Raw genomic sequence first — 22,776 nt, 5'->3', positions numbered from 1 at the left:
ACGGCGGCTCAAGTCGACGCGGCGGGGCCAGGCCCTCGCCCTGACGACGCCGGGTAGAGCGGGCGGGCGCGGCTCAGCCCGGCGCGGCGGGGGCCAGGCGGCGGCCGCGCACGGCGTCGGAGAGCTTCTCGGCGATCATCATCGTGGCGGCGTTGGTGTTGCCGCTGACCACGTGCGGCATCACCGAGGCGTCGATCACCCGCAGCCCCTCGACCCCGTGCACCCGGCCCTCGGCGTCGACCACGCTCGTCTCGTCCACGCCCATGCGGCAGGTCGAGGCGGGGTGGAAATAGGTGCTCCCCGTCGCGCGGATCCAGGCCGCCAGCTCCGCGTCGTCCATCGCGTCGGGGTCCGGCCCGTCGGCGGGGCCGCGCAGCGCGTCCCAGGCGGGCTGGCGCACGATCTCCATCGTGCGGCGCACGCCCCGCATCAGCGCCTCGAGGTCGCCGGGCGCGCGGAGATAGCCGCTGACGATCCGCGGCGCCGCGCGCGGGTCGGCCGAGGCCAGCGAGACGCTCCCCCGGCTGCGCGGCCGCATCAGCGAGACCGAGTAGCGGAACCCGTCCGCCACCCGCAGCGCCCCGCCCGAGAGGCCGCCCGCCACGGGCAGGAACTCGTGCTGGATGTCGGGATGCGCCAGCGACGGATCGCTGCGCAGGAAGGCCCCCGTCTCCCAGAAATTGCGCGCGCCCATCCCGCCGCCGGTCAGCAGCCAGCGCAGGCCGATCAGCCCCTTGCCCAGGGGCCCCGCATGGATCGCGGGCGAGACCCCGGGGCGCGAGGCGAGCCGACCGATCCCGACGCCCAGGTGATCCTCCAGCCCCCGCCCCACCGCGGGCACGTCGGCGACGAGAGGCACGTCATGGGCGCGGAGCTGGTCGGCCGGTCCCACGCCCGACAGCAGCAGAAGGTGAGGGGATTCGTAGGCGCCCGCGCACAGGATCACCTCGCGCCCCGCATGGACGACCTCGCGCACGCCTCGGCGCTCGCATTCCACGCCCACCGCCCGGCGGGCGTCGTCGAAAAGGATCCGGCGCACGGTCGCCCCGGCGCGCACCTCGATCCCGCCGCGACGCAGGGCCGGGCGCAGCCAGGCGCGCGAGGCGCTGTGCCGGCGGCCGTCGCGGATCGTCGCCTGGTGGCGATGCACGCCCTCGCGCCAATGGGCGTTGTAGTCGGGGTTGGCGGGCAGGCCCGCCTGCTCGGCGGCCTCGATCATCGCCTCGAACAGGGGATGGTCGCCCTTCAGGCGGATCACGCTCAGCGGACCGTCGCCGCCGCGCTCGGCGCTCGCGCCGTCCTCGAAGCGCTCCATCCGCCGGAAGTAGGGCAGGCAGTCGGCGTGGGACCAGCCGGCCAGCCCCTCCGCCGCCCAGCCGTCGAAGTCATGGGCCGCGCCGCGCACGAAGACCATGCCGTTGATCGAGGAGGATCCGCCCAGCACCCGCCCGCGGGGATGGGAGACGGTGCGCCCGCCCAGCCCCGGCTCCGGCCCCGTCTCGTAGCGCCAGGTCCATTTCGCCTGCCGCAGGGGGTAGGAGACGGCCGCCGGCATCGCCAGCAGGACCGAGCGGTCGCGCGGCCCGGATTCCAGCAGCAGGACCGAGACGCCCGGATCCTCCGCCAGCCGCGCCGCGACGATGCAGCCGGCCGAGCCGGCGCCGACGACGATGTAGTCCGGCGTGCTCATCCCGGCCGCCCGGCGCCGGCCGCAGGGAGAAGGCGGCGCAGCGGTCCGGCGGCGGAGGCCGAGGCGGGCGGAGGGAGGGCGTCGCGGAGGCGGCTCATTGCTCGATCCTAGCGCGCGCGCTGCGCCCTCGCGACACGCGGCAGGCGGGCTGCGCCGCTTTGCTGCGCCCCGGGATCGCCGGCGAGGCCAGGCGGCCGGCGAGAGCGCCCGTGAGGCAGGATCGCCTTGCATGACGCCGTGATATCCAATGAAATACGGGTAGACTCAAAAATATTTATCAAATAATAACTCTGGACTTCATTGAAATTTTGAAATCGATGCCCATTTTAAACTGAAATCGCTCCAACCGCTTCGAGGGGCGCTCTTCCTCCGCGAGGGGCTCCGATCGACCGGCGCCGCACCGCCGCGCAGGCCCGAAACCCCCGGCCCGGCGGAGACGCGCAATGACCACCCGCACCACAGAGACTGTCGTGACCTTCGCACGGCCCTTCCGCATCAGCGGCCATGACCGGGAGCTTCCTGCGGGAAGCTACCGGGTCGAGACCGACGAGACGCTGATCGAGGGGCTTTCGTTCCACGCCTATCGACGCGAGGCGACGCTGCTTCGCCTGCCCGCGGTCTCGGATCTCGGCGGACGGATGGAGCTTCTGCCGGTCGACCCGCAGGATCTCGACGACGCGCTGGCGCGCGATCGCTCGGCGTCCTGACTCCAGGTTCAACAAGGGAAACATCACCAATGATCGACACCAAATGGATCCAGCCCGCCGCTTTCGGCGCCGTCGCAGGCGCCGCGGCCCTGGCCATCGTGGGCTTCGGCTGGGGCGGTTGGATGACCGCAGGCTCGGCCGAGACGATGGCCGGCGACCGGGCCGAGGAGCAGGTGGTGCTGGCGCTGTCGCCCGTGTGCTTCGCCAAGTACCGCGCCGACCCGATGGGCGGCCAGACCCTGACCGAACTGAAGGCCGCGCAGTCCTACCAGCGCCGCCAGATCGTGATGGACGCGGGCTATGCGACGCCTCCGGGCGCCGACGGCCCCGACCGCGACCTCGCGGCGGCCTGCGCCGAGCGGATCATGGAAGGCTCCTGAGCCTCGGGGCGGGGCGGGCGCAGGGCGCCCGCCCCGCCCGCTCTGCGACGACCGCTTCCTGACGACGGCGACGAGGTGACCTCCATGGACGATCGATCGCGGCGACGCCCGCGCTGGGCGGCGCTGTTCGCGTCGCTGGGACTGGTCGCGGCGCTGGGACTGGTCCCGGCCGCTCCGGCCGCGGCGGCCTCCGAGGCGCCGGCGAACGCCAGCGCCGACGACTACGGCGGCGGCTGGAGCTGCGATTCCGGCTTCCGCGAGGCCGCCGGGCGCTGCGAGGCGGTCGAGATTCCCCAGAACGCCTTCGCCACCCTGCGCCCCTACAGCCGCGGCTGGCAGTGCATGCGCGGCTTCCGCGAGGTCGACCACGCCCGCTGCGAGCCAGTGGCGGTGCCGGAGAACGGCTACCTGGACGACTCCGGCGAGGACTGGGCCTGCGAGCGGGGCTACCTTGCCGACGGCGCCGCCTGCGTCGAGATCGCGGTGCCCGAGAACGGCTACCTGACCGACGACGGGCGCGCCCCGGGCTGGGCCTGCGACCGCGGCAACCGCGTGCGCGGCGACCGCTGCGAGCCCATCGTGGTGCCGACGAACGGCTACCTCTCGGGCCTCCGCTCCGGCCCGGGCTGGGTGTGCGAGCGGGGCTACATCGCGAAGGGCGACGCCTGCGTCGCGGTGAAGGTGCCCGAGAACGGCTATTTCGTCGACGTCGGCTATGGCGACGCCTGGAAATGCCTGCGCGGCTACCGCTCGAACGGACACGCCTGCCTGAAGCTGGAGTTGCCGGAGAACGCGCATATCGACCGCTCCGGCAACGATTGGGAGTGCGACCCGCCCTACCGCCGCCGCGGCTCGGGCTGCGAGGCGACCTCCCGCGGGCAGTGAAGACCCGTCCGCCCGTCCGGCCCCCTGCCGCGGCCCTGCGAAGAACGGAGGCGAGCCATGAGGCGACCGACGACCACGACCGCAGCCCAGGTGACGGCGAACCGGGAGGCGCGGCGATGACCGACGACCCCGTGGACCTGGACGCCCGCCGCACGGCGACCGGCCAGATGGCGGCCGCGCATCGCCGCCACGCGCTGAGAGATTTCGAAGCGGCCCAGGAGACCCTGCGCCGACGCCAGGAGGAGTTGGAGGCCCAGTTGATGGCCGAGCCGGCCGAGACCTGGCCCGAGGCGGCGGTGAAGGCCCAGTACCTGATCCGCCTGTTCGCCAGGACCGGCGACGCGCAGGACCCCCGTCGCCGCAAGCTCGTCGAGCGCGCACTGGGCGACATCGCGCGGCTGCTGGAACGGGAAGAGGACGCGACATGACCAGCCGAACCGATACGATCTTCGAGCCTCTTCGCCGCGCCGGCGACACCGCGCGCACGCGGGACTGCCTGCGCTGCCGCACGCCCTTCGAGAGCGAGTGGTCCGGCGAACGGATCTGCCGCACCTGCAAGAGCAAGCAGGCCTGGCGCAGCGGCTCGCCCCATGTCTTCGGCCGCCCCGGACGCGGATGAGGGCGCCGCTCCATTCGCCCTTCCTGCGCCCTTTTCGGGAGGCCGCGGCATGATCCGGCTGTCGATCCTCCACCGCACCCTCTACCGCTACCGTGGTCCGGTGGCGCTGAGCCCCCACCGCCTGCTGCTGCGCCCGCGCGAGAGCCGCAACCTGCGGCTGCTGTCGCACGAGGTGACCACGGACCCGCCCGGGCGCATCGTCTGGGCGCGGGACGTGGCCGGCAACGCGGTGGCCACCGCCGCCTTCGAGCGGACGACCGACCGGCTTGAGATCGTCTCGCGCAGCGAGGTGGAGCTTCACGCCGTCGCCTGGCCGATCTTCGACATCGCGGCCGAGGCCATCGTCTTCCCCTTCGCGATCTCGGACGACGACCGCACCGACCTGGGCGCGCTGCCGTTCCCCCAGCACCCCGATCCCGACGGCCGTCTCGGCCGCTGGGCCTGGGGCTTCGTGCTGGGCGCGCGCACCGACACGCTGTCGCTGCTCAAGGACCTCTGCGCCGGCGTCGCCGGGGCGCTGGTCTACCGCAGCCGGGAGGAGGAGGGGGCGCGGCCGCCCCTGGACACGCTCGACCGCGGCGAGGGCTCGTGCCGCGACTTCGCGGTGCTCTTCGCCGAGGCGGCCCGCGCGCTGGGCTTCGGTGCGCGCCTGGTCTCGGGCTACCTGCACGACCGCGAGGGAACGGGGCTGACCGGCTCGGCCGGGGCGGGCTCGACCCACGCCTGGGCCGAGATCTACCTGCCCGGCGCGGGCTGGGTGGCCTTCGATCCCACCAACCGCAGCGTCGGCGGCGCGGACCTGATCCCCGTCGCCGTGGCCCGCGACATCGCCCAGGCGACGCCCGTCTCGGGCCGCTTCGCGGGGCCCGAGGGCGCTGCAGGGACGCTGGAGGTCGAGGTTCAGGTGACCGCCGTCCCGGCCTGACGGGCGGGCGCCGCGGGCCGGGGCCGCCCCCGAATAAATATCTGGGACGTCTTGCATTCTCCAGCCCCACGACCACCTGAATACTTGACCTCGATTTCGATCGACCCGCCGGCGCGCCCGACGATCCGCGCGCCGCGCAGCCTCCGGCATCGACGCCTCCGCCTGACGACGACCATCCCGCGAGACGGGACGGCCGGCGCCCGCTGCCCGACGCCGCCGGCCGTCGCGGGCGGCGCACCCCCATCGTCCGGCACGCAGGGAGATCCCGATGGCCAAAGGTCAGAAACGCAGCAACCGCGAAGCCAAGAAGCCCAAGACGAAGAAGCCGACCGTCGCCGCGACGGCCGTGTCGCCGTTCGCGAAGGGCGAGCTCGCCACGACGGGCGCCAAGAAGCAGAAGTGAGGCCCCGGGCCTCGCCGGTCCGCAGGGACCTCGCGGTCCTTGCGGACAGCACAGGGCGGCCCGGACGCCGGGCCGCCGCCCCCACAGCCGAGGAGACCGCGACGATGGTGGAACGGGCGCAGGCGCGGCTGGTGGCGAAGCCCTGGGGCACGGACGATCTGCATCCCTGGAGCCGCGAGGGCGCGGGCCGGCGCATCGGCGAGATCCGCTATGACCTCGACGACCGCGAGGCGCCGGCGCCGGCGCTGCAGCTCAAGCTGCTGTTCGCCGACGCGCCCCTCTCCCTCCAGGTGCATCCCGACGACGCGGCCGCGCATCTCGCCGGACGCCGGCGGGGCAAGAGCGAGGCCTGGTGCGTGCTGCGCGCGGCCCCCGGCGCACATGTCGCGCTGGGGCTGAACCGGCCGCAGACCTCGGCGCAGCTGAGCGCGGCCATCGACGACGGCTCGATCGCGCAGCTCGCGGACTGGCGTCCGGTCTCGGAGGGCGACGTGTTGAACCTGCCGGCGGGCACGATCCACGCGCTGGGCGCGGGGCTGGTGGTGGCCGAGATCCAGCAGCTTTGCGACGACTCCTACCGCATGTTCGACTTCGCAGGCGCCCGCCCCCTGCACCGCGACGCCGCGGTCGGGGCCGCCGACCGCGAGACCGCGCCCGACGCCTCCCCCGCCCTGCGCCTGAGCGCGGCGCGCAGCGTGCTGGTCGAGAGCGCCCCCTTCATCTTCGAGCGGCTGAGCTTCGCCCCCGGCGCGCGCTGGCGCATCGCCGCGGCGCGCGAGACCTGGCTGCTGGTGACCGACGGAACCGCCGAGATCGGGCTCAACCCCGGCGAGGTGGGCGACGCGTTCCACCTCAACGCCGACCGCGCGGTGATCGAGGCGGGCCCGCTGGGCGCCACGATCCTGTGCGCCTACCCCGGCCCCACCCCCGATCCCGCACTGCTGTTCGCGCTGTCCGGCTCGGCCCGGGGCGCGGCCGGCGCGCCGTCGGACCACCGGGCCCAGGCCGGCCCCTCCGGCCGCTAGGCGGCGGCCCGGGCGAGCGAGCGGCGCGCGCCGCGCCCGCCTCGGATCACTCCAGGAAGAACTGCGAGAAGATCGGCAGGGCCGCGGCGCCGATGGCGCGGGCGGTTCCGCCGACGCGGGCGGCCTCGATCCGCGGGGCGATCAGGCCGCGCATGTCCATGCCCTCCATCGCCTCCCGCGCTCGGGTCACGATCGCCTCGCGCACCGCGACGGGGAAGGCGCCGTCGATCAGCACCGCCTCGAAGTCGATCACCGCGCAGACCGTGCAGGCGGCCTCGGCGAGCTGCACCGCCGTCCGCTCGATCCAGGGGGCGAGCTGCGGGGCGAAGGCGGACCAGTCCTGCGGCTCGGTCCACAGGGCGCCCGTGTCGCCGCCCGCGCGCGCGATCTCGGCCTCGAGCAGGTGGATCGAGGCGGTGTCGAGCAGCTGCGTGCGCCGCCCGTCCGCCCCGATCGCGGGCAACGAGCCGAAGGCGCCGGCGTTGCGCCGCCCCCCCACCACCACCGAGGAGTTCATCACCACCCCGCCGCCGATGAACGAGCCGATGAAGAAATAGGCGTAGTCGCCGAACTCCCTCCCCCGGCCGAAGACATGCTCCGCCCGGCAGGCGGCGGTGGCGTCGTTCTCGGTGAACAGCGGCAGGCCGGAGAAGGCGGCGAGCTCCTCGGCGAAGTCGACGTCCTGCCAGACCGACATCTCGTCCGAGGCGCCCAGCGCGTCGACCCAGCGCCAGATCTCCGCCGGCGCGGCGATGCCCACCCCGCACAGCGCCGACCGCTGGCGTTCGGACAGGCCCGCCGACAGCGTGGTCATCCCCTCGCGCAGGAAGCCGAAGATCTGCTCGGGCATGGGATAGCGATAGGCGATCCGCCGCTCCTCCAGCACGGTCCCATGCAGGTTCATCACCGCCAGGTCCGAGGTGCGCCGCCCCAGCTTCAGCCCGAAGGAGAGCGCCCCGTCCGGGTCCAGCGCCATGGGGACCGAGGGCTTGCCCACCCGCCCCCGCTGCGGCGTCCCGCGCAGCAGGAAGCCGTCCGCCTCCAGCCGGCGCAGGATGTTGGAGACGGTCTGCGGCGACAGCTCCGCGAGCTTCGCGAGCTCGGCGCCCGGCATCTCTCCGTGCCGCTGGATCAGGGACAGGATCAGCCGCTCGTTATGGGCGCGCACGCCGGTCAGGTTCACGCCCGGCCGCAGGCCCCGGATTTCGGTGTCCTTCATCTCGCGTCGCCCGCCTGTGCCTCGATCCCCGGGGAAAGCATGCCTGCTCCCGATTTGTATATCAAATGGATTTATTAATTGACGCAAGGGCGCGAATCCCGCATCCAAGGGGTGCGCCGGTCGCCGAGTCGCGGCCGGGAGGAACAGCCGGACGCCTGCGATCCGGCGACCAGACACTCGGGAGGATCCCCATGAAGCCGCTTCTCGCAGCCACCGCGCTCGCCACGATCGCCCTCGCCTCCGGCGGGGCCGCCCAGGCCGCGGACATCTCCGCCTGCCTGATCACCAAGACCGACACCAACCCGTTCTTCGTGAAGATGCGCGAAGGCGCCGAGGCCAAGGCGAAGGAGCTGGGGATCTCGCTCAACAGCTACGCCGGCAAGGTCGACGGCGACAACGAGGCCCAGGTCAGCGCGGTCGAGACCTGCATCGCCAACGGCGCCGAGGGCATCCTGATCACCGCGTCCAGCACCTCGGCCATCGTGCCCTCGCTCCAGCAGGCGCGGGACGCGGGCATCCTGGTGATCGCGCTCGACACGCCGCTGGACCCGATCGACGCGGCCGACATGACCTTCGCGACCGACAACTTCCGCGCCGGCGAGCTGATCGGCAAGTGGGCGGCCGGCAAGCTGGGCGCCGACGCGGCGGACGCCAAGATCGCGATGCTCGACCTCGACGTCTCCCAGCCGACGGTCGGCGTGCTGCGCGACCAGGGCTTCATGACCGGCTTCGGCATCGACGTGAAGGACCCCGGCAAGTGGGGCGACGAGGACGACCCCCGCGTGGTCGGCCACGACGTGACCCAGGGCAACGAGGAGGGCGGCCGCAAGGCGATGGAGAACCTGCTGGCCCAGGATCCCTTCATCAACGTCGTCTACACGATCAACGAGCCCGCCGCCGCCGGCGCCTACGAGGCGCTGCGCTCGATCGGGCGCGAGAACGACGTGCTGGTGGTCTCGGTCGACGGCGGCTGCCCCGGCGTGCAGAACGTGGCCGACGGCGTGATCGGCGCGACCTCCCAGCAGTATCCGCTGCTGATGGCCTCCAAGGGCATCGAGGCGATCAAGGCCTGGGCCGAGGACGGCGTGAAGCCCCAGGCGACCGAGGGCAAGGACTTCTTCGACACCGGCGTGACCCTGATCACCGACGAGCCGGTGGAGGGCCTGGACTCGATCACCTCCAAGGAGGGGCTCGAGCGCTGCTGGGGCTGATCCCGACCGGTCCGGGCGGCGCGCGGCCGCCCGGATCCTGACGCCCCACCCCTGACCCAGCGAACGGCGGCGCGCCTGAAGGCGCCCCCTCGCCCCGCGCCGCCGGCGCGTCGCGCGAGCCGTTCCGAGGAGGCGACGATGACCGACGCGGATCGATTTGAAGACGTGGTCAAGACGCGGCGAGAGGAAAGCTTCGCCGAGTTCGAGGACCAGCACCCGGGACTGTTCGGACGGTTCCACAACGCCCTGCACTCCACCCCCTCGCTGGTGCCGCTGATCGTGCTGGTCTCGGCGCTGGCGATCTTCGGGATCGTGCTGGGGGAGAAGTTCTTCTCGCCCTTCGCGATGACGCTGATCCTGCAGCAGGTGCAGATCGTGGGCGTGCTGGCCGCCGCCCAGTCGCTGATCATCCTCACCGCGGGCATCGACCTGTCGGTGGGCGCGGTGGCGGTGCTGTGCTCGGTCGTCATGGGCCAGTTCACCTTCCGCTACGGGCTGCCGGCGCCGGCGGCGGTGGCGTGCGGCATGGCCGTGGGCACTCTGATCGGGGCCGCCAACGGCTGGCTGGTCAGCCGCATGAAGCTGCCCCCCTTCATCGTGACGCTGGGCATGTGGCAGATCGTGCTGGCGGCGAACTACCTCTACTCCTCCAACGAGACGATCCGCGCCCAGGAGATCGAGACCGAGGCGCCGTTCCTCCAGTTCCTCGGCCTGAAGCTCCAGGTCGGGGGGGCGACGCTGACGCTGGGCGTGGTGCTGATGCTGCTGCTGGTGCTGGTCCTGGCCTACGCGCTGCGCTCCACCGCCTGGGGGCGGCACGTCTACGCGGTCGGCGACGACCCGGAGGCCGCGAAGCTCGCCGGCGTGAACGTCCACCGGACGCTGATGTCGGTCTACATGCTGGTCGGCTTCATCTGCGCGCTGGCCGGCTGGGTGATGATCGGCCGCTTCGGCTCGGTCTCTCCCTCGGCCACGACGGGCGTGATCGGCAACATCCAGTCCATCACCGCGGTGGTGATCGGGGGCATCTCGCTGTTCGGCGGGCGCGGCTCGATCCTCGGGGCCTTCTTCGGCGCCCTGATCGTGGGGGTGTTCGAGCTCGGCCTCAGGATGTCGGGCGCCGACCCGCAGTGGACCTATCTCCTGATCGGCGTGCTGATCATCGCCGCCGTGTCCGTGGACCAGTGGATCAGAAAGGTGACGGCATGACCCGGCCCATCCTGGAGGCGCGCGGCCTCGTGAAGCGCTACGGCAAGGTGACCGCGCTGAACAACTGCGACTTCGACCTGATGCCCGGCGAGATCCTGGCGGTGATCGGCGACAACGGCGCGGGCAAGTCCACCCTGATCAAGGCGCTGTCGGGGGCGATCCGCCCCGACGGCGGCGAGATCCGCCTCGACGGCGAGCCCATCGCCTTCGAGACCCCCAACGACGCCCGCCAGGCGGGGATCGAGACGGTCTACCAGACGCTGGCCATGTCGCCCGCCCTGTCGATCGCCGACAACATGTTCATGGGGCGCGAGCTGAAGATGCCCGGGATCCTGGGCTCGGTCTTCGGCAAGCTCGACCGCCGGCGGATGGAGACCTTCGCCCGCGAGAAGCTGGCCGAACTCGGCCTGATGACCATCCAGAACATCAACCAGGCGGTGGAGACGCTTTCGGGCGGCCAGCGCCAGGGGGTGGCGGTGGCGCGGGCGGCGGCGTTCGGCTCGAAGGTGGTGATCCTCGACGAGCCGACGGCGGCGCTGGGGGTGAAGGAGAGCCGGCGCGTGCTGGAGCTGATCCAGGAGGTCCGCTCCCGCGGGATCCCGATCATCCTGATCTCCCACAACATGCCCCATGTCTTCGAGGTGGCCGACCGGATCCATGTCCACCGCCTCGGCCGGCGGCTGTGCGTGATCGACCCCAAGGACTGCACCATGTCCGACGCGGTCGCCTACATGACCGGCGCCAAGGAGCCCGAGGCGCTGGCCGCCTGAGCCCTCGGCCTCACGGGCGGCCCCGACGCCCCCTTCCCCGCCCGGCGGCGCCCTGCGCCCGCCGGGCGGGTCCGTTTCAGGGGGCGGCGCCGTCGCCCCGGCCGGGGACGTCGGCGGGGGCGATGCGCAGGGCGCGCAGGGCGTTGAGGATCACCGCCACGTCGATCGCCTCCTGCAACAGCGCGCCCTCGACCGGGGTCAGGTGGCCCGCCGCCGCCGCGATCATGCCCAGCACCGAAAGGCCGATCCCGACCGCCACGCTCTGCAGCGCGATGCCCCGGGCGCCGCGGGCGATCTCGATCCCCGCGCCCAGCCGGTCGATCCGGTCGACCAGCAGCACCACGTCCGCCGCCTCGGCCGAGGCCGCGGCCCCCCGCGCGCCCATCGCCACGCCCACGTCGGCCGCGGCCAGCGCCGGCGCGTCGTTCACACCGTCGCCGACCATCATCACCGGGCCGTTCTTGCGCTCTGTCAGCACCAGCAGGACCTTCTGGTCCGGCGTCAGCCCGGCGCGCAGCCCGTCGAGGCCCAGCCCTTCGGTCACCCGCTCGGCCACCTCGACCCGGTCGCCGGTGGCGAGCAGGATGCGCCCCACCCCCTGCGCGCGCAGGCCGGCGAGCATCTCCCCCGCCCCTTCGCGCAGGGGATCGGCCATCACCAGCCGCCCCGCGAAGCGCCCTTCGACCGCCACCGCCACCACGACCGAGCCGGCGGCGAGCGCGGGGTGGGCGCCGGGCGGGGCGCCGACACGAGAGGCTACGAAGCCCTCGCCCCCCACGATCACCTCGCGGCCCTCGACCCGGCCCAGCACGCCCTCGCCCGGGACCTCGGCCACCCCGTCAGGCACGGGCAGCGCCAGGCCCCGCGCGCGGGCGGCGGCGACGGTCGCCTGCGCGACGGGATGCTTGGAGGCCTGGTCGAGCGCGGCGGCGAGGCGCAGGATCTCGTCCTCCCCCAGCCCCTCGGCCGTCTCGATCGCCACGATCCGCGGGCGCCCGTCGGTGAGCGTGCCGGTCTTGTCGAGCACCAGCGTGCGGATGCGCGTCATCGCCTCCAGCGGGCGGGCGCCCTTGATCAGCACCCCGAAATGCGCGGCCCGCGACAGGCCCGCCACCAGCGCCACCGGCACGGCGAGGATCAGCGGACAGGGCGTCGCCACCACCAGCACCGCGACCGCCCGGATCGGATCGCCGCTCAGCCCCCAGGCCGCGCCGGCGATGGCCAGCGTCACGGCGAGGAAGCCCAGCGACCAGCGGTCGGCGAGCCTAGACATCGGCGCCTTGGAGCGCTGCGCCGCCTCCACCAGCCGCACGATGCCGGCGTAGGTGCTCTGCGCCGCGGGGCGGGCGGCGACCAGGTCGAAGGCGTCGCCGGCGTTGGTCGAGCCGCTCAGCACCTCGGCCCCGCGGGCGAGGCGCACGGGCAGGGATTCGCCGGTCAGCGCGGAGGTGTCGACGAAGGCCGCGTCCGAGGCGAGCGTGCCGTCCACCGGCGCCACGTCGCCCTGCCGGATCAGCAGCCGGTCGCCCGGCGCGACCGCGTCGAGGGGCACGTCCTCGAGCCCGCCGTCGCGGTGGCGGGCGGCGGTGCGCGGCGCGCGGGCGAGCAGCGCGTGCATCTCGCGCCGCGCCTTCCCCTCGGCGAAGCTTTCGAGGAAGGCGCCGCCGGCGTACATCACCGCCACGACGGAGGCCGCCAGGGTCTCGCCGAAGATCAGCGCCGCGCTCATCGAGAGGGCCGCGACGATGTCGAGCCCCGCCTCCCCCCGCGCGACGCTGCGCAGGATCTCGACCACGAGCGCGGCGAGCGCGGGCGCGGTCCCCGCGATCCAGGCGAGGCGCGCCGCCTCCCCCTGCCCGGCGACATGCAGCGCCAGCCCGGCCGCGAGGCCGAGCGCCGCGGCGACGAGGACCGCCGTCTTCACGCGATCCATGCGGATCTGCTCCATGCGGCCGCGATCCCCCCGCCGGTCGGCCCGAAGGCCCGGCGGCGCCCGTCGCCGCCCGTCCCCGGCCGCCATCATCGTGCAGCCCGGGCGCGAGGTCGAGAGCGGGGCGCAGGCCCCCGAGGCGCGGCTCCGGCGGGCCCGCGCGCCGCTGGAATCCCGCCCCTCGCCCGTATCCGCCGGCGCCGGCGAGGCCCGCCGAGACGCGCCCTCCCCTTGCCACCGGGTCGCAGGGGCGGCACGATTCCCCCCGACGCCCGATCCGTCGCGCCGCAGCGGCGCCGGACCCGGGGCGAAGCGTGCGCCGTGCCGGAGCGCGAGACGATCTTCAGGCGGCGAGGGGGGCCGCGTATGCGCCTGCGTCCCAGATGGCTGGCCGCGCTGGTCGCCGCCGCCGCCGCGGCGGTCGTGGCGCCTTCGCTGGAGCCGGACCTCGGGCTGCCGCTGCTCTACGCCCTGCGGGGGGAGCGCGACCCGGGCGAGGCCGCGCTGATCGTCGCCGTCGACCAGGACAGCGTCGACTGGCTGGCGTTCCACGCCCCGGCGCTGGAGCCCCTGCGCCCCGACCTGCGCGCCTGCCTGCCCGAGGCCGCGCGGCAGGCGCTGGCCCATGTGCGCAACGTCGAGGACCTGCCCCGCAGCATCCACGGCTGCGTGCTCGAGGCGCTGTCGGAGCGTCGCCCCGCGGCGGTGGCGGTCGACATCCACCTCGCGGCCGAGGGCGACGCGGCGGAGGACGAGGTCCTGGTGCGCGGGCTCGACCGGCTGGGCGTGGCGATCCTGCTCGAGAAGCTGAGCGCGGCGGCGCCGGGCCAGCTCGTGCGCCGGCTGCCCGCCCGGCGCTTCGCCGCCCATGCGCGGACCGGCTTCTTCCTGGCGGAATGGCGCACGGGCGACACCTATCGCTACGCCGACGCGCTGGGCGATCACCCCGAGGCGCGCAACCTGGCCGCGCGGGCGCTGGAGCTGGCGGCCGCGCCGACGGCGGCCGCAGCGTCGGTCTCCCCGCCGGCGCCGGGGGAGGTGATCTACCGCAACTTCAACCTCTACGGCCCCGGCGGGACCATCCCCACCCTTCGCCTCAGCCGGCTGCTGAGCGATCCGGCGGCGACGGCGCCCGCGGCGAACCGGGCGGTGTTCATCGGCGCCTCGCAGCCCGGCGACGGGCCGGTGCGCGACCGGTTCGAGACGCCGTGGAGCACCCTGCGCCAGGGCGACCTGAGCGGGGTGGAGCTGGTGGCGACCGCCTATCTCAACGGGCTCGACGGATCCGAGCTGCGCCGGCCGGCGCCGGCGGCGGAGATGGCGATCACCCTGGCGCTGGGGCTGGGCTTCTTCGCGCTGGGCGGGCCCTGGCCGGGGCTGCCGGGCGCCTTCGCGGCGCTGGGGGGCGCGCTGGCCTGGATCGCGGGGGCGACGGCGGCCTTTTCGCTGTGGTCGATCTGGCTGCCGGTGGCGGGGCCCGCGATCCTGGCCGCGCCCGCCGCCGCGGCCCTGCGGCTGGCGCTCGGCTACCGGGAGGCGGCGGCGATGCTGACCCGGCTGGTGCCCCGCCCGCTGCAGGCCGCGCTGCGCGGCGCGGTCGGCGACTCCGGCGATCCGCTGCGGCGCGAGACTGCGACCGTGGTGGTGATCGACGTGGTGAACTCCAGCGGCCTCGCGGTGCAGGCGGGGGGCGAGGCCTACGCCCGCCTGATGCGCGCCTGCCTCGACGCGATGACCACCGCCATCGAGGCCGAGCGCGGCTTCGTCGCCAAGTACACCGGCGACGGGCTGATCGCGGTCTTCGCAGCCTCGGTCTCGGGCCCCGACCATGCGCGGCGCGCGATGGCCGCCGCCCAGGCCCTGGGCGAGCGGGTGGACGAGGCGCCGCGCCCCCCCTCCCTGCCCCCGCTGCCGGTGCGGATGCGCGTCGGGATCGACTGCGGGACGGTGGCGCTGGTCGCCGTGGGCTCGGCCCGGCAGATCGCGGCGGACGTGCTGGGGGACCCCGTGATCGTGGCCACACGCCTTGAACAACATGGAAAAAGGTTAGACTCGGGCGACATCACGACCATACTGTGTTCAGGGAGCGTTGCGTCGCAGCTTTCGGGGTCGAGCTGGCCGGTCCATGAGATCGGGAGCCAGATCTTCGCGGGCCATGACGAGCCGGTCACGGTGTTCATTTGCCCGTCGACGCGCAGAGGGATTGAAAGCGCCTGACGACGGGACCGCTGTCCGCGGGGGTCCTGTCCGGCTGGGCGCCGGAGGGGTTATGCTGAACACTCGGGGCGAACGGCCGCGCCTGGCCGCCGGTCTCGTCGCATGCGTCGTCGCCATTTGCGCGACGCTGACCGCTGGCGTGCAGCCGGCGCGGGCCCAGACGGGCGCGCCGCCGCCTGGAACGGGTGCGCGTCCGCAAGCGGGTTGCGATGCGGCGCAGGTGATCTCCGTCTCCGGCGCGGTCGAGGCGACGGCCACCAACGGCGCGGCCATCGCGCTGGCGCCGGGCGGCTGGCTGTGCCCCGGCGACACGCTGCGCACCTCGGGCGACGGGCGGCTGGCGCTGCGGATGCCCGCGACCCAGACCGTCATCCGGCTGAACCGCAACTCCGAACTCCGGCTGCGCCCCGCCTCCGACCCCACGCCGGGCGTCGGGCTGACCCGGGGCCTGCTGCATTTCCTCTCCTCCACGCGGGTGTTCTTCTCGATCGACACGCCGCTGGTCACCGCGGGCATCGACGGGACCGAGGCGGTGGTCCACGTGCTGCCCGCGCTGGGCGCCGCGGTCTCGGTGCGCGAGGGGCGGGTGACCGCCACGGGCGGCGGCGCCTCGACCCCGGTGGCGGGCGGGCAGACCGCCTTCGCCCCGCCGGGCGGCCCCGTCAGGCCGGTCGGCGCGGCGGACGCCGACGCCCTGCCCGCCCCGTTCCGCGCCTACGTGCTGAACCCCGAGGGCGCGGTGGACTGGGCGATCCACTACCCCGCCCCCGCCCTCGACCCGCTGCGCGAGGCGCCGCCCGCGGCGCTGGCGGCGCTGGCCGACGGCGACCTCGACGCGGCCGAGGCGGCGCTCGACTGCAGGCCCGGCGCGCCCTCCCCGACGGCGGAGCTGTGCCTGCTGGTGGCGGTCGGGCGCAACGACGCCGAGGCGGCCGCGGCGCGGCTCGCCTCGCCCCCGCCCGCGCCCGGCGCGCCCTGGCTGATCGCCTCCTCCTACGCCCGGCAGGCGCGCGGCGACCTGCGCGCGGCCGAGGCGGACGCCGAAGCGGCCGTGGCGCTCGCCCCCGCCGACCGGCTGACCCGCGCCCGCGCGGCCGAGCTGCGCCTGCTGCGCGGCGACGCGTCGGGCGCGCTCGACATCCTCGAAGCGCAGACGCCCTGCGACCCGATCCCCTTCGTGAACGCGGTGGCGGGCTTCGCGCTGCTGTCCCAGCAGGACCTCGACGCCGCCCGCGTGCGCCTCGACTGCGCGCTGGAGGGCGACGGGGACGAGCCGCTGGGCTGGCTCGGCCGGGGCCTGCTGCGCATCCGCGAGGGCGACGTCGCGGGCGGGCGCGCCGACCTCGAGGCGGCCGCGGCGCTGGCGCCCCGGCAGGCCTCGCTCCGGGTCTGGCTGGGCCGCGCCTATTACGAGGAAGGCCGGGACGACAAGGCCGCCGCCCAGTACGAGCTGGCGCGGGCCGAAGATCCGGACTCCCCCCTGCCCTACCTGTTCGCCGCGCTCCAGCGCTATGCCGACAACGATCCCGTGGGCGCCCTGCGCGCCCTGCGCGCGGCCGAGCGTCGGGGGGCGGCCCGCGCCCCGGTGCGCGACCGCCGGGGCCTCGACGAAGACGCCGCCCAGCGCGGCGCGGCGCTGGCGCAGACCTACCGCTCGCTGGGCCAGGACGACGCCGCGGTCGCCTCCGCCGGCCAGGCGGTGGCCGCGGACCCGACCTCGGCGGGGGCGCATCGCTTCCTCGCCCGGGCGCTGACGCCGCGCAGCGGTTACGAGGTGGCGCGCAGCTCCCAGACGCTGGTCGCGGATCTGCTCTCGGGCCCGACCAACGCCCCGATCCGCCCCCAGGACGGCGAGGTGAACCTGGGCCTGCTCGACGGGCTGGGCGAGCTGCGGCCGAGCTTCCGCGAATACTCCGCCTTCTTCCGCCAGCCCGGCTTCGCGGGCGAATTCGCGGGCGAGGCCGGCACGCAGGACACCTACGGCGACACCGCCTCGGCCGCTTACGACGGCGGGCGCTGGTCGGCGGCGCTGGGGCAGTTCCATTTCCAGAACGACGGCTTCGGCCCCAACAACGACGTGCGCGACGAGATCCTGGTGGGCCAGCTCCGCGCCTCCGCCGCGCCCTGGCTGGACCTGTTCGGCGAGTATCGCTTCCTCGAATCCGAGCGCGGCGTGATCAACGACCGGCTGCTGACCCCCGTGCGCCCCAGCACCCGCTTCGCGCAGGAGGACCACCGCGCGCGCCTGGGCGCCCATGCGCGGATGGGCCCGGACCTCGACCTGCTGGCGCTGGCGGTGTGGCGCTCGGTCGACGCGCGCGTCCTCAGCCCGCTGGGCGCGACCCGCAACCAGGAGGACGGCGGCCAGGTGCAGCTGCGCGGCGACTGGCGGCCGACGGACGACCTGACGCTGACCTTCGGCGGCGAGGTCGGCGCCTCGGACGCCGAGACCGCGACGCCCTTCTTCGGGACGACCGACCTCGAGTCCAGCCAGGCGACCCTCTACGCCTACCTGTCCTGGGCCGCCGCCGACTGGCTGGACGTCGAGGGGGGCCTCTCCTTCGACAGCTACGTCGAGGACCCGGCCGGCCCCGGCCGCCTGAACCAGGAGGAGATCTCCCCCCGGTTCGGCCTGGTCCTGCGCCCGGTCGAGACGCTGTCCCTGCGCGCCGCCTGGTTCCAGGGCATCAAGAAGCGCCTGATCTTCGACCAGCAGCTCGAGCCCACGCAGTTCGCGGGCTTCAACCAGAGCTTCCAGGACTACAACGGCGCCGAGTACGACGCCTTCGGCCTGGGCGCCGAGTGGACGCCGCTGGACGAGCTGAGCCTGGGCGCCGAGTGGGTGACCCGCAGCATCGAGACGCCCATCCAGCTCTCCGGCGCCTTCGTCCCCCAGCCCTGGGAGGAGGAGCGGTTCCGCGCCTGGATCTCGGGCGTGATCGGGGAGTCGCTGTCCGTCAACCTCGCGGCCGAGCGGATCGACCAGGAGCGCCGCGGCCTGCTGACCGAGTCCCTCGAAAGCTGGACCTTCCCCGCCACCGTCGCCTGGCACGATCCCTCGGGCCTGTTCGCGATGGCCCGCCTGACCTTCTACCAGCAGCAGGCGGGACGCACCGCGGCCGGCATCGCCAGCCAGGAGAGCGTGGCGGGCCACGTGCTCGACGCCTCGATCGGCTGGCGCTTCTCGGACCGGCCGGTGGTCGTGTCGCTGGATGCCCTGAACCTCACGGACCAGGACGTGCGGTTCCAGGAACCCGTGTATCGCGTCGAAGACCCCGGCCTGCGCCGGTTCTCCGCCGGGCTCGCCGTCATGGGCCGCCTGGCGGTGCGTTTCTGAGCGTTTCCCCACATCGCAGGGTCTCGCCGGGTCCGCCCCGGCGAGCGTCACCCAGGAGAACACCGATGCCCCTGCCGCTTCCGAAAGCCGTCGCCGCCGCGGGGTCGGCGCTGGTCCTATCCGCCCTGATCGCAGCGCCGGCCGGGGCGGTCTCGGATGCGACCTACACGCTCGCCGCAGCCCAGGAGGCCGCGCAGGCCCCCGCCGTCTGCGCCGCGCCCTCCGAGCCGGGCGCCGCGGACGTCGAGAACCTGGCCCACGACCTGTGCCTGTTGATCAACGACGGGCTGCCGGGCAAGGGCCGGGCGTTCCGGCCGACGAACCTCAACTTCCACGGCTGGTCCGCGCAGCGCTGCGTCTACCTGCGCTATTCCGAGGCGTCGGCCGACGACGCCCCCGTCCCCGAGGCGGGATCGCGGTGGGAGCTCGACGCCTCGAACCGCTTCCCGCCCGCGGGGGTCGATCCCTGCCGCGACGACCGCGACGTGGGCGCCGATCCGATGCCCCCGGGCGGCCCGAAGCTGCGCAACGGCCGGGAGCTGCGGGCGCTGGCCGTGCGGGCCGAGGACCTGTTCCGCCAGCGGATGCAGGGCGCGGACCTGCGCGAACTGGTGGTGTTCGGCGACGTCTACAACCTGCGCAGCCCCTACGAGCGGCCGCGCACCGCGCTGGTGCGGCTCGAGCTGCGCAAGGGCGTGTGGGAGCTTCGGGGCCATCGCTACCTGACCCCCGCGGCGAAGCAGGCCTCGACCGTGATCCTGGCGCAGAGCACCTCGAGCTCCGAGTGGTTCATCGACTACGCGATCAAGAACAACGAGGTGGGCGCCGACCGGCTGATCCGCGCCTGGAAGGCCTACGACATCGGCGGCTCGGTCTATGTCGAGACCAAGCTGAGGACCTGCGACAAGCCCTTCATCCAGGAGGCGAAGGTCTACTTCCAGGAGAACCCGCCGAACCGCAACATCTGCCAGTGCGCCTTCGACCCGGCCACCGAGCACTGCGACTGACGCGGCCGCGCCCGGGCCGGGGATCGCGCCCGGCCCGGGCGCGCGCGAGACGAAGACGGCCCGGGCGCCCCCACGCCCGGGCCTCGCGCCCGCCCCCCCTGCGCCGGGCCTCGCCGCCGCCGCTCAGCCCATCGCGGCGCCCGCGACCAGCCACAGCCCGGCGCCCAGCAGGCCCGCCCCCGACAGGCGCGACAGCAGCAGGCTGCGGGGGACCAGCTTCTCAAGCAGCACGTAGGCCGCGATCCCCACGATCCAGGCGGTGTTCATCACCCCCACGGCGAACAGCGCCAGCATCAGCGCCCAGCAGCAGCCCAGGCACCAGGCGCCGTGGCTCAGCCCCATGCGCAGGGCGCCGCCCACGCCCTCCCGCCAGCGGGTCATCAGGAAGCTCATCGGCGAACGGCAGAGCCGCAGGCACGCATGCTTGAAGGGGGTGAACTGGTAGAGGCCCGCGGCGATCAGGATCGCGCCCGAGACCGGCGCCGCCGCCGTCATCATCATCGGCGACATCAGCGCGAGGTCGGTCAATGCCGCCTGCAGCAGCGCGGCCCCCAGGCTGAAGCCCGACCAGACCGCGAGGTAGCCGCCGGCGAAGCCCGCGACCGGCGCCCAGCTTCCCGCCTTCCCCGCGCCCTGCATCCGGGCGAAGGCGACCAGCATCGGGGCGGCGGTGGGCAGCATCATCGCGGCCATCATCACCGCCCACATCACGAACAGGCCCCACAGCATCGCGCCCGAGACCGGCTGCGGCGCCATCATTGCCATCGGCGAGAAGCCGGGGATGCGCGACATGTCCCCGATCATCAGCGCCAGCCACGCCCAGGCCCCCGCCGCGACCAGCGCGGGCGCCGCCAGCAGCGGCAGAAGGCGGAGCGGCCGCGCGCTCCGCCCCGCCGCCGCCCCCGTTCCCACGCCCCCCATCAGCTCGCGTCCGAGTAGGCGAAGGGCGAGAACACCCCCGTCTTGTCGGTCAGCGACCAGGACATCCCGTGGTCGGAGTAGGTCAGCCGCTTGCCCTTGGAGATGGTCCCGGGAAAGCCCGGCGCGATGCACAGCGGATGGCCCTCGACGGTGACCGGTCCGTCGCCCTGGCCGACGATGGGCTCGATCTCCACCTCGGCGATCTCCGGGATCTCCAGCCGGTGGCGGCCGCCCTCGACGGTGAAGGCGATGGGCACGCTGCGCACGCCCGCGATGGCCCCGATGTGGGAGGCGAGCCGCGCCGGGTGCCCGCCGGCCTGGCCGCCGAAGATCTTCATCAGGGCGGCGTTCTGCGCCTCGTCCGCGCGGGCGTCGACATAGACGGCGACGGTCCACTGTGTGGTGGGCATCGGACCGTCGGAATGCACCGCCAGCGCCATGTTTAGCCCCGCCAGCGGGGTCCCCTCATGCTCGCCCTCGGCGATGTGCCAGCCCACCAGGGCGGTGCAGTCGTCCTGCGTGGGCGGGCTGAGGAACAGACACGGGCAGGCCGTGTCGCAGTTGCAGCTCTCGAAGTAGGTGCCGGAGATCGACCAGGCCATGCGGGCCTCCTGTTGCGTCGGGATATTCGCACAGGATGATGGATGCCGGTCGACTTCCCCGCTTGTCGGCCGCATGCTGAAACCCTGCTGATTTCATCAGGGTTCGATCAGGGTCAGGCCAGGAGGGCGAGATGATCTATGCCTTCGGCCCGTTCGAGGCCGACGCGGAGCTCTACGAGCTGCGGCGCGACGGGGCGGCGCTGCCGGTGGAGCCGCTGGTGTTCAACATCCTGCTGCACCTGATCGAGCGGCGCGACCGGATCGTGCCCCGCGACGAGCTGGTCGAGGCGATCTGGGACGGCCGCGCGGTGGCCGAGACCACGATCAGCAGCCGCCTGTTCGCGCTGCGCAAGGCGCTGGGCGACAGCGGGGCGGAACAGAGCTACGTGCGCACGATCCCCCGCCGGGGCTTCCGCTTCGTGGCCGAGGTCGAGGCGCGCGCCTGCGCCGAGCGGCGGGTCCCCGCCGGCGCGGCGCCCGCGGGCCCGCCTGTAGAGATCGCCCCGGAGGCGCCGCCGCCCGAGCCGGACGGCGCCGCGCACCCGCCCACCCTGCTGATCCTGCCCTTCAAGGCCGCGAGCGCCGAGACCGACAAGTACCTCTGCGACGGGCTGACCGAGGACCTGATCGGCGCGCTGACCCGCTTCCGGGAGCTGCGCGTCATCGCCGGGGGCACCGCCTTCCACTTCCGCGCCAGCGCGATGTCGCCCCCCGACATCGCCGGGCGGCTGGGCGCGGACTTCATCGTGGCGGGCAGCGCGCGCAGCGACGCCCGGCGCATCCGGCTGAACGTGCAGCTGGTGGACGCGGCGACCGGCGTCTCGCTCTGGGCCGGGCGCTACGACCGGGAGGTGGCCGACCTCTTCGAGGTGCAGGACGAGCTGACCCGCATGGTCGCCGCCGCCCTGGGCGTGCAGGTGCAGGACACCACCCTGTCGCGGGCGCTGCGCAAGACCCCGCCAGAGCTCGACGCCTACGACTGCCTGCTGCGCGCGCGGCGCTGGACCGCGAGCCTCGACGACGCGGTCCACGCCGAGGCGCGCGAGCTGCTGGAGCGGGCGGTGGCGCTGGACCCGACCTATGCCGAGGCGCATGCGCTGCTGTCCAACGTCTACCTGGCCGAGCACCGCTTCGGCGCCAATCCGCGCCCCGATCCGCTGGGCCGGGCGCTGGCGACCGCGCAGCGCGCGACCGAGCTGGATCCGCAGAGCGCCTACGCCCGCTGCTGGCTGGCGATCGCGCATTTCTTCCGCAAGGACAACGCCACGTTCCAGGCCGAGATGCAGCGCGCGCTGGACCTCAACCCCAACGACCCCGAGATCCTGGCCGAGGCCGGGCACTACCTGGCCTTCCTGGGAGAGCATGACCGCGGGGTGGAGCTCTCGCGCCGGGCGCGGCGGCTGAACCCGCTGCATCCGGGCTGGTATCACTTCGCCTCGGCCCGCCACCACTATCACCGCGGCGACTACGAAGCGGTGCTGGTGGACATGGCGCGGGTGGGGCTGCCGGGGTTCTACTGGTCCCACATCCTCAACGCCGCGGCGCAGGGCCAGCTGGGCCGGCCCGAGGCGGCGCTGTCGATCGCGCGGATGCGCAACCTGCGCCGCGGCCTGTCGCCGGCCGAAGAGATCCGCAAGTGGAACGCCTCCCCCCAGGACCTCGCGCACCTGATGGAGGGGCTGCGCAAGGCCGGGCTGGAGGCCTGAAGGCGGCCCCGGG

Annotated in this window: 20 protein-coding genes; 15 read left to right on the top strand and 5 right to left on the bottom strand. The window is 74.0% G+C overall.

Annotation, left to right across the window (positions count from 1 at the left end):
- Positions 1 to 73: 73 nt before the first annotated feature.
- Positions 74 to 1,690: a choline dehydrogenase gene (locus tag P2H44_RS22375; protein ID WP_275767231.1), complete on the bottom strand. Its 1,617-nt coding sequence runs from the start codon at positions 1,688 to 1,690 to the stop codon at positions 74 to 76.
- A 443-nt stretch (positions 1,691 to 2,133) separates the two neighbouring features.
- Here P2H44_RS22375 and P2H44_RS22370 point away from each other — a divergent pair, with 443 nt between their 5' ends.
- From P2H44_RS22370 to P2H44_RS22335, 8 genes are all read left to right on the top strand, one after another.
- Positions 2,134 to 2,397, top strand: coding sequence for a hypothetical protein (locus P2H44_RS22370; RefSeq protein ID WP_275767230.1), 264 nt, complete (start codon positions 2,134 to 2,136; stop codon positions 2,395 to 2,397).
- A gap of 29 nt (positions 2,398 to 2,426) precedes the next feature.
- Positions 2,427 to 2,777, top strand: coding sequence for a hypothetical protein (locus P2H44_RS22365; RefSeq protein ID WP_275767228.1), 351 nt, complete (start codon positions 2,427 to 2,429; stop codon positions 2,775 to 2,777).
- Between the two features lie 84 nt (positions 2,778 to 2,861).
- Complete coding sequence (locus tag P2H44_RS22360) at positions 2,862 to 3,662, top strand: hypothetical protein (protein ID WP_275767226.1); 801 nt, start codon at positions 2,862 to 2,864, stop codon at positions 3,660 to 3,662.
- 116 nt (positions 3,663 to 3,778) lie between these two features.
- Complete coding sequence (locus tag P2H44_RS22355) at positions 3,779 to 4,090, top strand: hypothetical protein (RefSeq protein ID WP_275767225.1); 312 nt, start codon at positions 3,779 to 3,781, stop codon at positions 4,088 to 4,090.
- Positions 4,087 to 4,281 (top strand): hypothetical protein, encoded by a 195-nt coding sequence (locus P2H44_RS22350; RefSeq protein ID WP_275767223.1) that lies wholly within the window; start codon positions 4,087 to 4,089, stop codon positions 4,279 to 4,281. Before P2H44_RS22355 ends, P2H44_RS22350 begins: the two co-directional genes overlap by 4 nt.
- A gap of 49 nt (positions 4,282 to 4,330) precedes the next feature.
- A complete protein-coding gene (locus tag P2H44_RS22345) occupies positions 4,331 to 5,206 on the top strand; it encodes a transglutaminase family protein (RefSeq protein ID WP_275767222.1) in 876 nt (291 codons plus the stop codon).
- 268 nt (positions 5,207 to 5,474) lie between these two features.
- Positions 5,475 to 5,609 (top strand): hypothetical protein, encoded by a 135-nt coding sequence (locus P2H44_RS22340; RefSeq protein ID WP_275767220.1) that lies wholly within the window; start codon positions 5,475 to 5,477, stop codon positions 5,607 to 5,609.
- A gap of 104 nt (positions 5,610 to 5,713) precedes the next feature.
- On the top strand, positions 5,714 to 6,634 hold the full coding sequence (locus P2H44_RS22335; RefSeq protein WP_275767218.1) for a class I mannose-6-phosphate isomerase: 921 nt from the start codon (positions 5,714 to 5,716) through the stop codon (positions 6,632 to 6,634).
- Between the two features lie 46 nt (positions 6,635 to 6,680).
- Here the strand turns inward: P2H44_RS22335 and P2H44_RS22330 are convergent, their stop codons facing one another.
- Complete coding sequence (locus P2H44_RS22330; protein ID WP_275767216.1) at positions 6,681 to 7,853, bottom strand: ROK family transcriptional regulator; 1,173 nt, start codon at positions 7,851 to 7,853, stop codon at positions 6,681 to 6,683.
- Positions 7,854 to 8,044: 191 nt separating this feature from the next.
- Between P2H44_RS22330 and P2H44_RS22325 the strand changes: the two genes are divergently transcribed.
- From P2H44_RS22325 to P2H44_RS22315, 3 genes are all read left to right on the top strand, one after another.
- Positions 8,045 to 9,064 (top strand): sugar ABC transporter substrate-binding protein, encoded by a 1,020-nt coding sequence (locus P2H44_RS22325; protein ID WP_275767215.1) that lies wholly within the window; start codon positions 8,045 to 8,047, stop codon positions 9,062 to 9,064.
- 138 nt (positions 9,065 to 9,202) lie between these two features.
- Entirely contained in the window at positions 9,203 to 10,273 is a 1,071-nt protein-coding gene (locus P2H44_RS22320; protein WP_275767214.1) for an ABC transporter permease, read from the top strand.
- Positions 10,270 to 11,043, top strand: a complete 774-nt coding sequence (locus tag P2H44_RS22315) for an ATP-binding cassette domain-containing protein (RefSeq protein WP_275767212.1) — start codon at positions 10,270 to 10,272, stop codon at positions 11,041 to 11,043. The genes P2H44_RS22320 and P2H44_RS22315 overlap by 4 nt, the downstream gene beginning before the upstream one ends.
- Before the next feature lie 76 nt (positions 11,044 to 11,119).
- Here P2H44_RS22315 and P2H44_RS22310 read toward each other — a convergent pair whose 3' ends face one another.
- Positions 11,120 to 12,991, bottom strand: a complete 1,872-nt coding sequence (locus P2H44_RS22310; RefSeq protein ID WP_275767211.1) for a heavy metal translocating P-type ATPase — start codon at positions 12,989 to 12,991, stop codon at positions 11,120 to 11,122.
- 348 nt (positions 12,992 to 13,339) lie between these two features.
- Between P2H44_RS22310 and P2H44_RS22305 the strand changes: the two genes are divergently transcribed.
- The 3 genes from P2H44_RS22305 (at position 13,340) to P2H44_RS22295 (ending at position 19,534) form a co-directional block, all read left to right on the top strand.
- Positions 13,340 to 15,190, top strand: a complete 1,851-nt coding sequence (locus tag P2H44_RS22305) for a CHASE2 domain-containing protein (RefSeq protein ID WP_275767210.1) — start codon at positions 13,340 to 13,342, stop codon at positions 15,188 to 15,190.
- A 220-nt stretch (positions 15,191 to 15,410) separates the two neighbouring features.
- The gene (locus P2H44_RS22300; RefSeq protein ID WP_275767208.1) at positions 15,411 to 18,527 is read left to right on the top strand and encodes a FecR domain-containing protein; all 3,117 of its coding nucleotides are present in this window, start codon (positions 15,411 to 15,413) and stop codon (positions 18,525 to 18,527) included.
- Between the two features lie 65 nt (positions 18,528 to 18,592).
- A complete protein-coding gene (locus P2H44_RS22295) occupies positions 18,593 to 19,534 on the top strand; it encodes a hypothetical protein (RefSeq protein WP_275767207.1) in 942 nt (313 codons plus the stop codon).
- 123 nt (positions 19,535 to 19,657) lie between these two features.
- Here the strand turns inward: P2H44_RS22295 and P2H44_RS22290 are convergent, their stop codons facing one another.
- Both P2H44_RS22290 and P2H44_RS22285 read right to left on the bottom strand, forming a co-directional pair.
- The gene (locus P2H44_RS22290) at positions 19,658 to 20,455 is read right to left on the bottom strand and encodes a DUF2182 domain-containing protein (protein ID WP_275767206.1); all 798 of its coding nucleotides are present in this window, start codon (positions 20,453 to 20,455) and stop codon (positions 19,658 to 19,660) included.
- Positions 20,455 to 21,057 carry a DUF1326 domain-containing protein gene (locus tag P2H44_RS22285; RefSeq protein WP_275767204.1) on the bottom strand — a complete coding sequence of 201 codons (603 nt, stop codon included), beginning with the start codon at positions 21,055 to 21,057 and terminating at the stop codon, positions 20,455 to 20,457. Before P2H44_RS22285 ends, P2H44_RS22290 begins: the two co-directional genes overlap by 1 nt.
- 131 nt (positions 21,058 to 21,188) lie before the next feature.
- Here P2H44_RS22285 and P2H44_RS22280 point away from each other — a divergent pair, with 131 nt between their 5' ends.
- Positions 21,189 to 22,763 (top strand): winged helix-turn-helix domain-containing protein, encoded by a 1,575-nt coding sequence (locus tag P2H44_RS22280; RefSeq protein ID WP_275767202.1) that lies wholly within the window; start codon positions 21,189 to 21,191, stop codon positions 22,761 to 22,763.
- Positions 22,764 to 22,776 lie beyond the last annotated feature (13 nt).

This window comes from Albimonas marina (genome assembly GCF_029223255.1).
Classification (GTDB): domain Bacteria; phylum Pseudomonadota; class Alphaproteobacteria; order Rhodobacterales; family Rhodobacteraceae; genus Albimonas.
This window is presented reverse-complemented; position numbering and strand designations above follow the sequence as displayed.

What these genes read in the sequence shown, in the direction of transcription:
- P2H44_RS22290 (WP_275767206.1), bottom strand. Translation starts at nt 20,455, where the DNA reads ATGGGGGGCGTGGGAACGGGGGCGGCGGCGGGGCGGAGCGCGCGGCCG.
- P2H44_RS22320 (WP_275767214.1), top strand. Translation starts at nt 9,203, where the DNA reads ATGACCGACGCGGATCGATTTGAAGACGTGGTCAAGACGCGGCGAGAG.
- P2H44_RS22340 (WP_275767220.1), top strand. Translation starts at nt 5,475, where the DNA reads ATGGCCAAAGGTCAGAAACGCAGCAACCGCGAAGCCAAGAAGCCCAAG.
- P2H44_RS22330 (WP_275767216.1), bottom strand. Translation starts at nt 7,853, where the DNA reads ATGAAGGACACCGAAATCCGGGGCCTGCGGCCGGGCGTGAACCTGACC.
- P2H44_RS22350 (WP_275767223.1), top strand. Translation starts at nt 4,087, where the DNA reads ATGACCAGCCGAACCGATACGATCTTCGAGCCTCTTCGCCGCGCCGGC.
- P2H44_RS22310 (WP_275767211.1), bottom strand. Translation starts at nt 12,991, where the DNA reads ATGGAGCAGATCCGCATGGATCGCGTGAAGACGGCGGTCCTCGTCGCC.
- P2H44_RS22315 (WP_275767212.1), top strand. Translation starts at nt 10,270, where the DNA reads ATGACCCGGCCCATCCTGGAGGCGCGCGGCCTCGTGAAGCGCTACGGC.
- P2H44_RS22325 (WP_275767215.1), top strand. Translation starts at nt 8,045, where the DNA reads ATGAAGCCGCTTCTCGCAGCCACCGCGCTCGCCACGATCGCCCTCGCC.
- P2H44_RS22335 (WP_275767218.1), top strand. Translation starts at nt 5,714, where the DNA reads ATGGTGGAACGGGCGCAGGCGCGGCTGGTGGCGAAGCCCTGGGGCACG.
- P2H44_RS22280 (WP_275767202.1), top strand. Translation starts at nt 21,189, where the DNA reads ATGATCTATGCCTTCGGCCCGTTCGAGGCCGACGCGGAGCTCTACGAG.
- P2H44_RS22360 (WP_275767226.1), top strand. Translation starts at nt 2,862, where the DNA reads ATGGACGATCGATCGCGGCGACGCCCGCGCTGGGCGGCGCTGTTCGCG.
- P2H44_RS22355 (WP_275767225.1), top strand. Translation starts at nt 3,779, where the DNA reads ATGACCGACGACCCCGTGGACCTGGACGCCCGCCGCACGGCGACCGGC.
- P2H44_RS22370 (WP_275767230.1), top strand. Translation starts at nt 2,134, where the DNA reads ATGACCACCCGCACCACAGAGACTGTCGTGACCTTCGCACGGCCCTTC.
- P2H44_RS22285 (WP_275767204.1), bottom strand. Translation starts at nt 21,057, where the DNA reads ATGGCCTGGTCGATCTCCGGCACCTACTTCGAGAGCTGCAACTGCGAC.
- P2H44_RS22365 (WP_275767228.1), top strand. Translation starts at nt 2,427, where the DNA reads ATGATCGACACCAAATGGATCCAGCCCGCCGCTTTCGGCGCCGTCGCA.
- P2H44_RS22305 (WP_275767210.1), top strand. Translation starts at nt 13,340, where the DNA reads ATGCGCCTGCGTCCCAGATGGCTGGCCGCGCTGGTCGCCGCCGCCGCC.
- P2H44_RS22295 (WP_275767207.1), top strand. Translation starts at nt 18,593, where the DNA reads ATGCCCCTGCCGCTTCCGAAAGCCGTCGCCGCCGCGGGGTCGGCGCTG.
- P2H44_RS22345 (WP_275767222.1), top strand. Translation starts at nt 4,331, where the DNA reads ATGATCCGGCTGTCGATCCTCCACCGCACCCTCTACCGCTACCGTGGT.
- P2H44_RS22375 (WP_275767231.1), bottom strand. Translation starts at nt 1,690, where the DNA reads ATGAGCACGCCGGACTACATCGTCGTCGGCGCCGGCTCGGCCGGCTGC.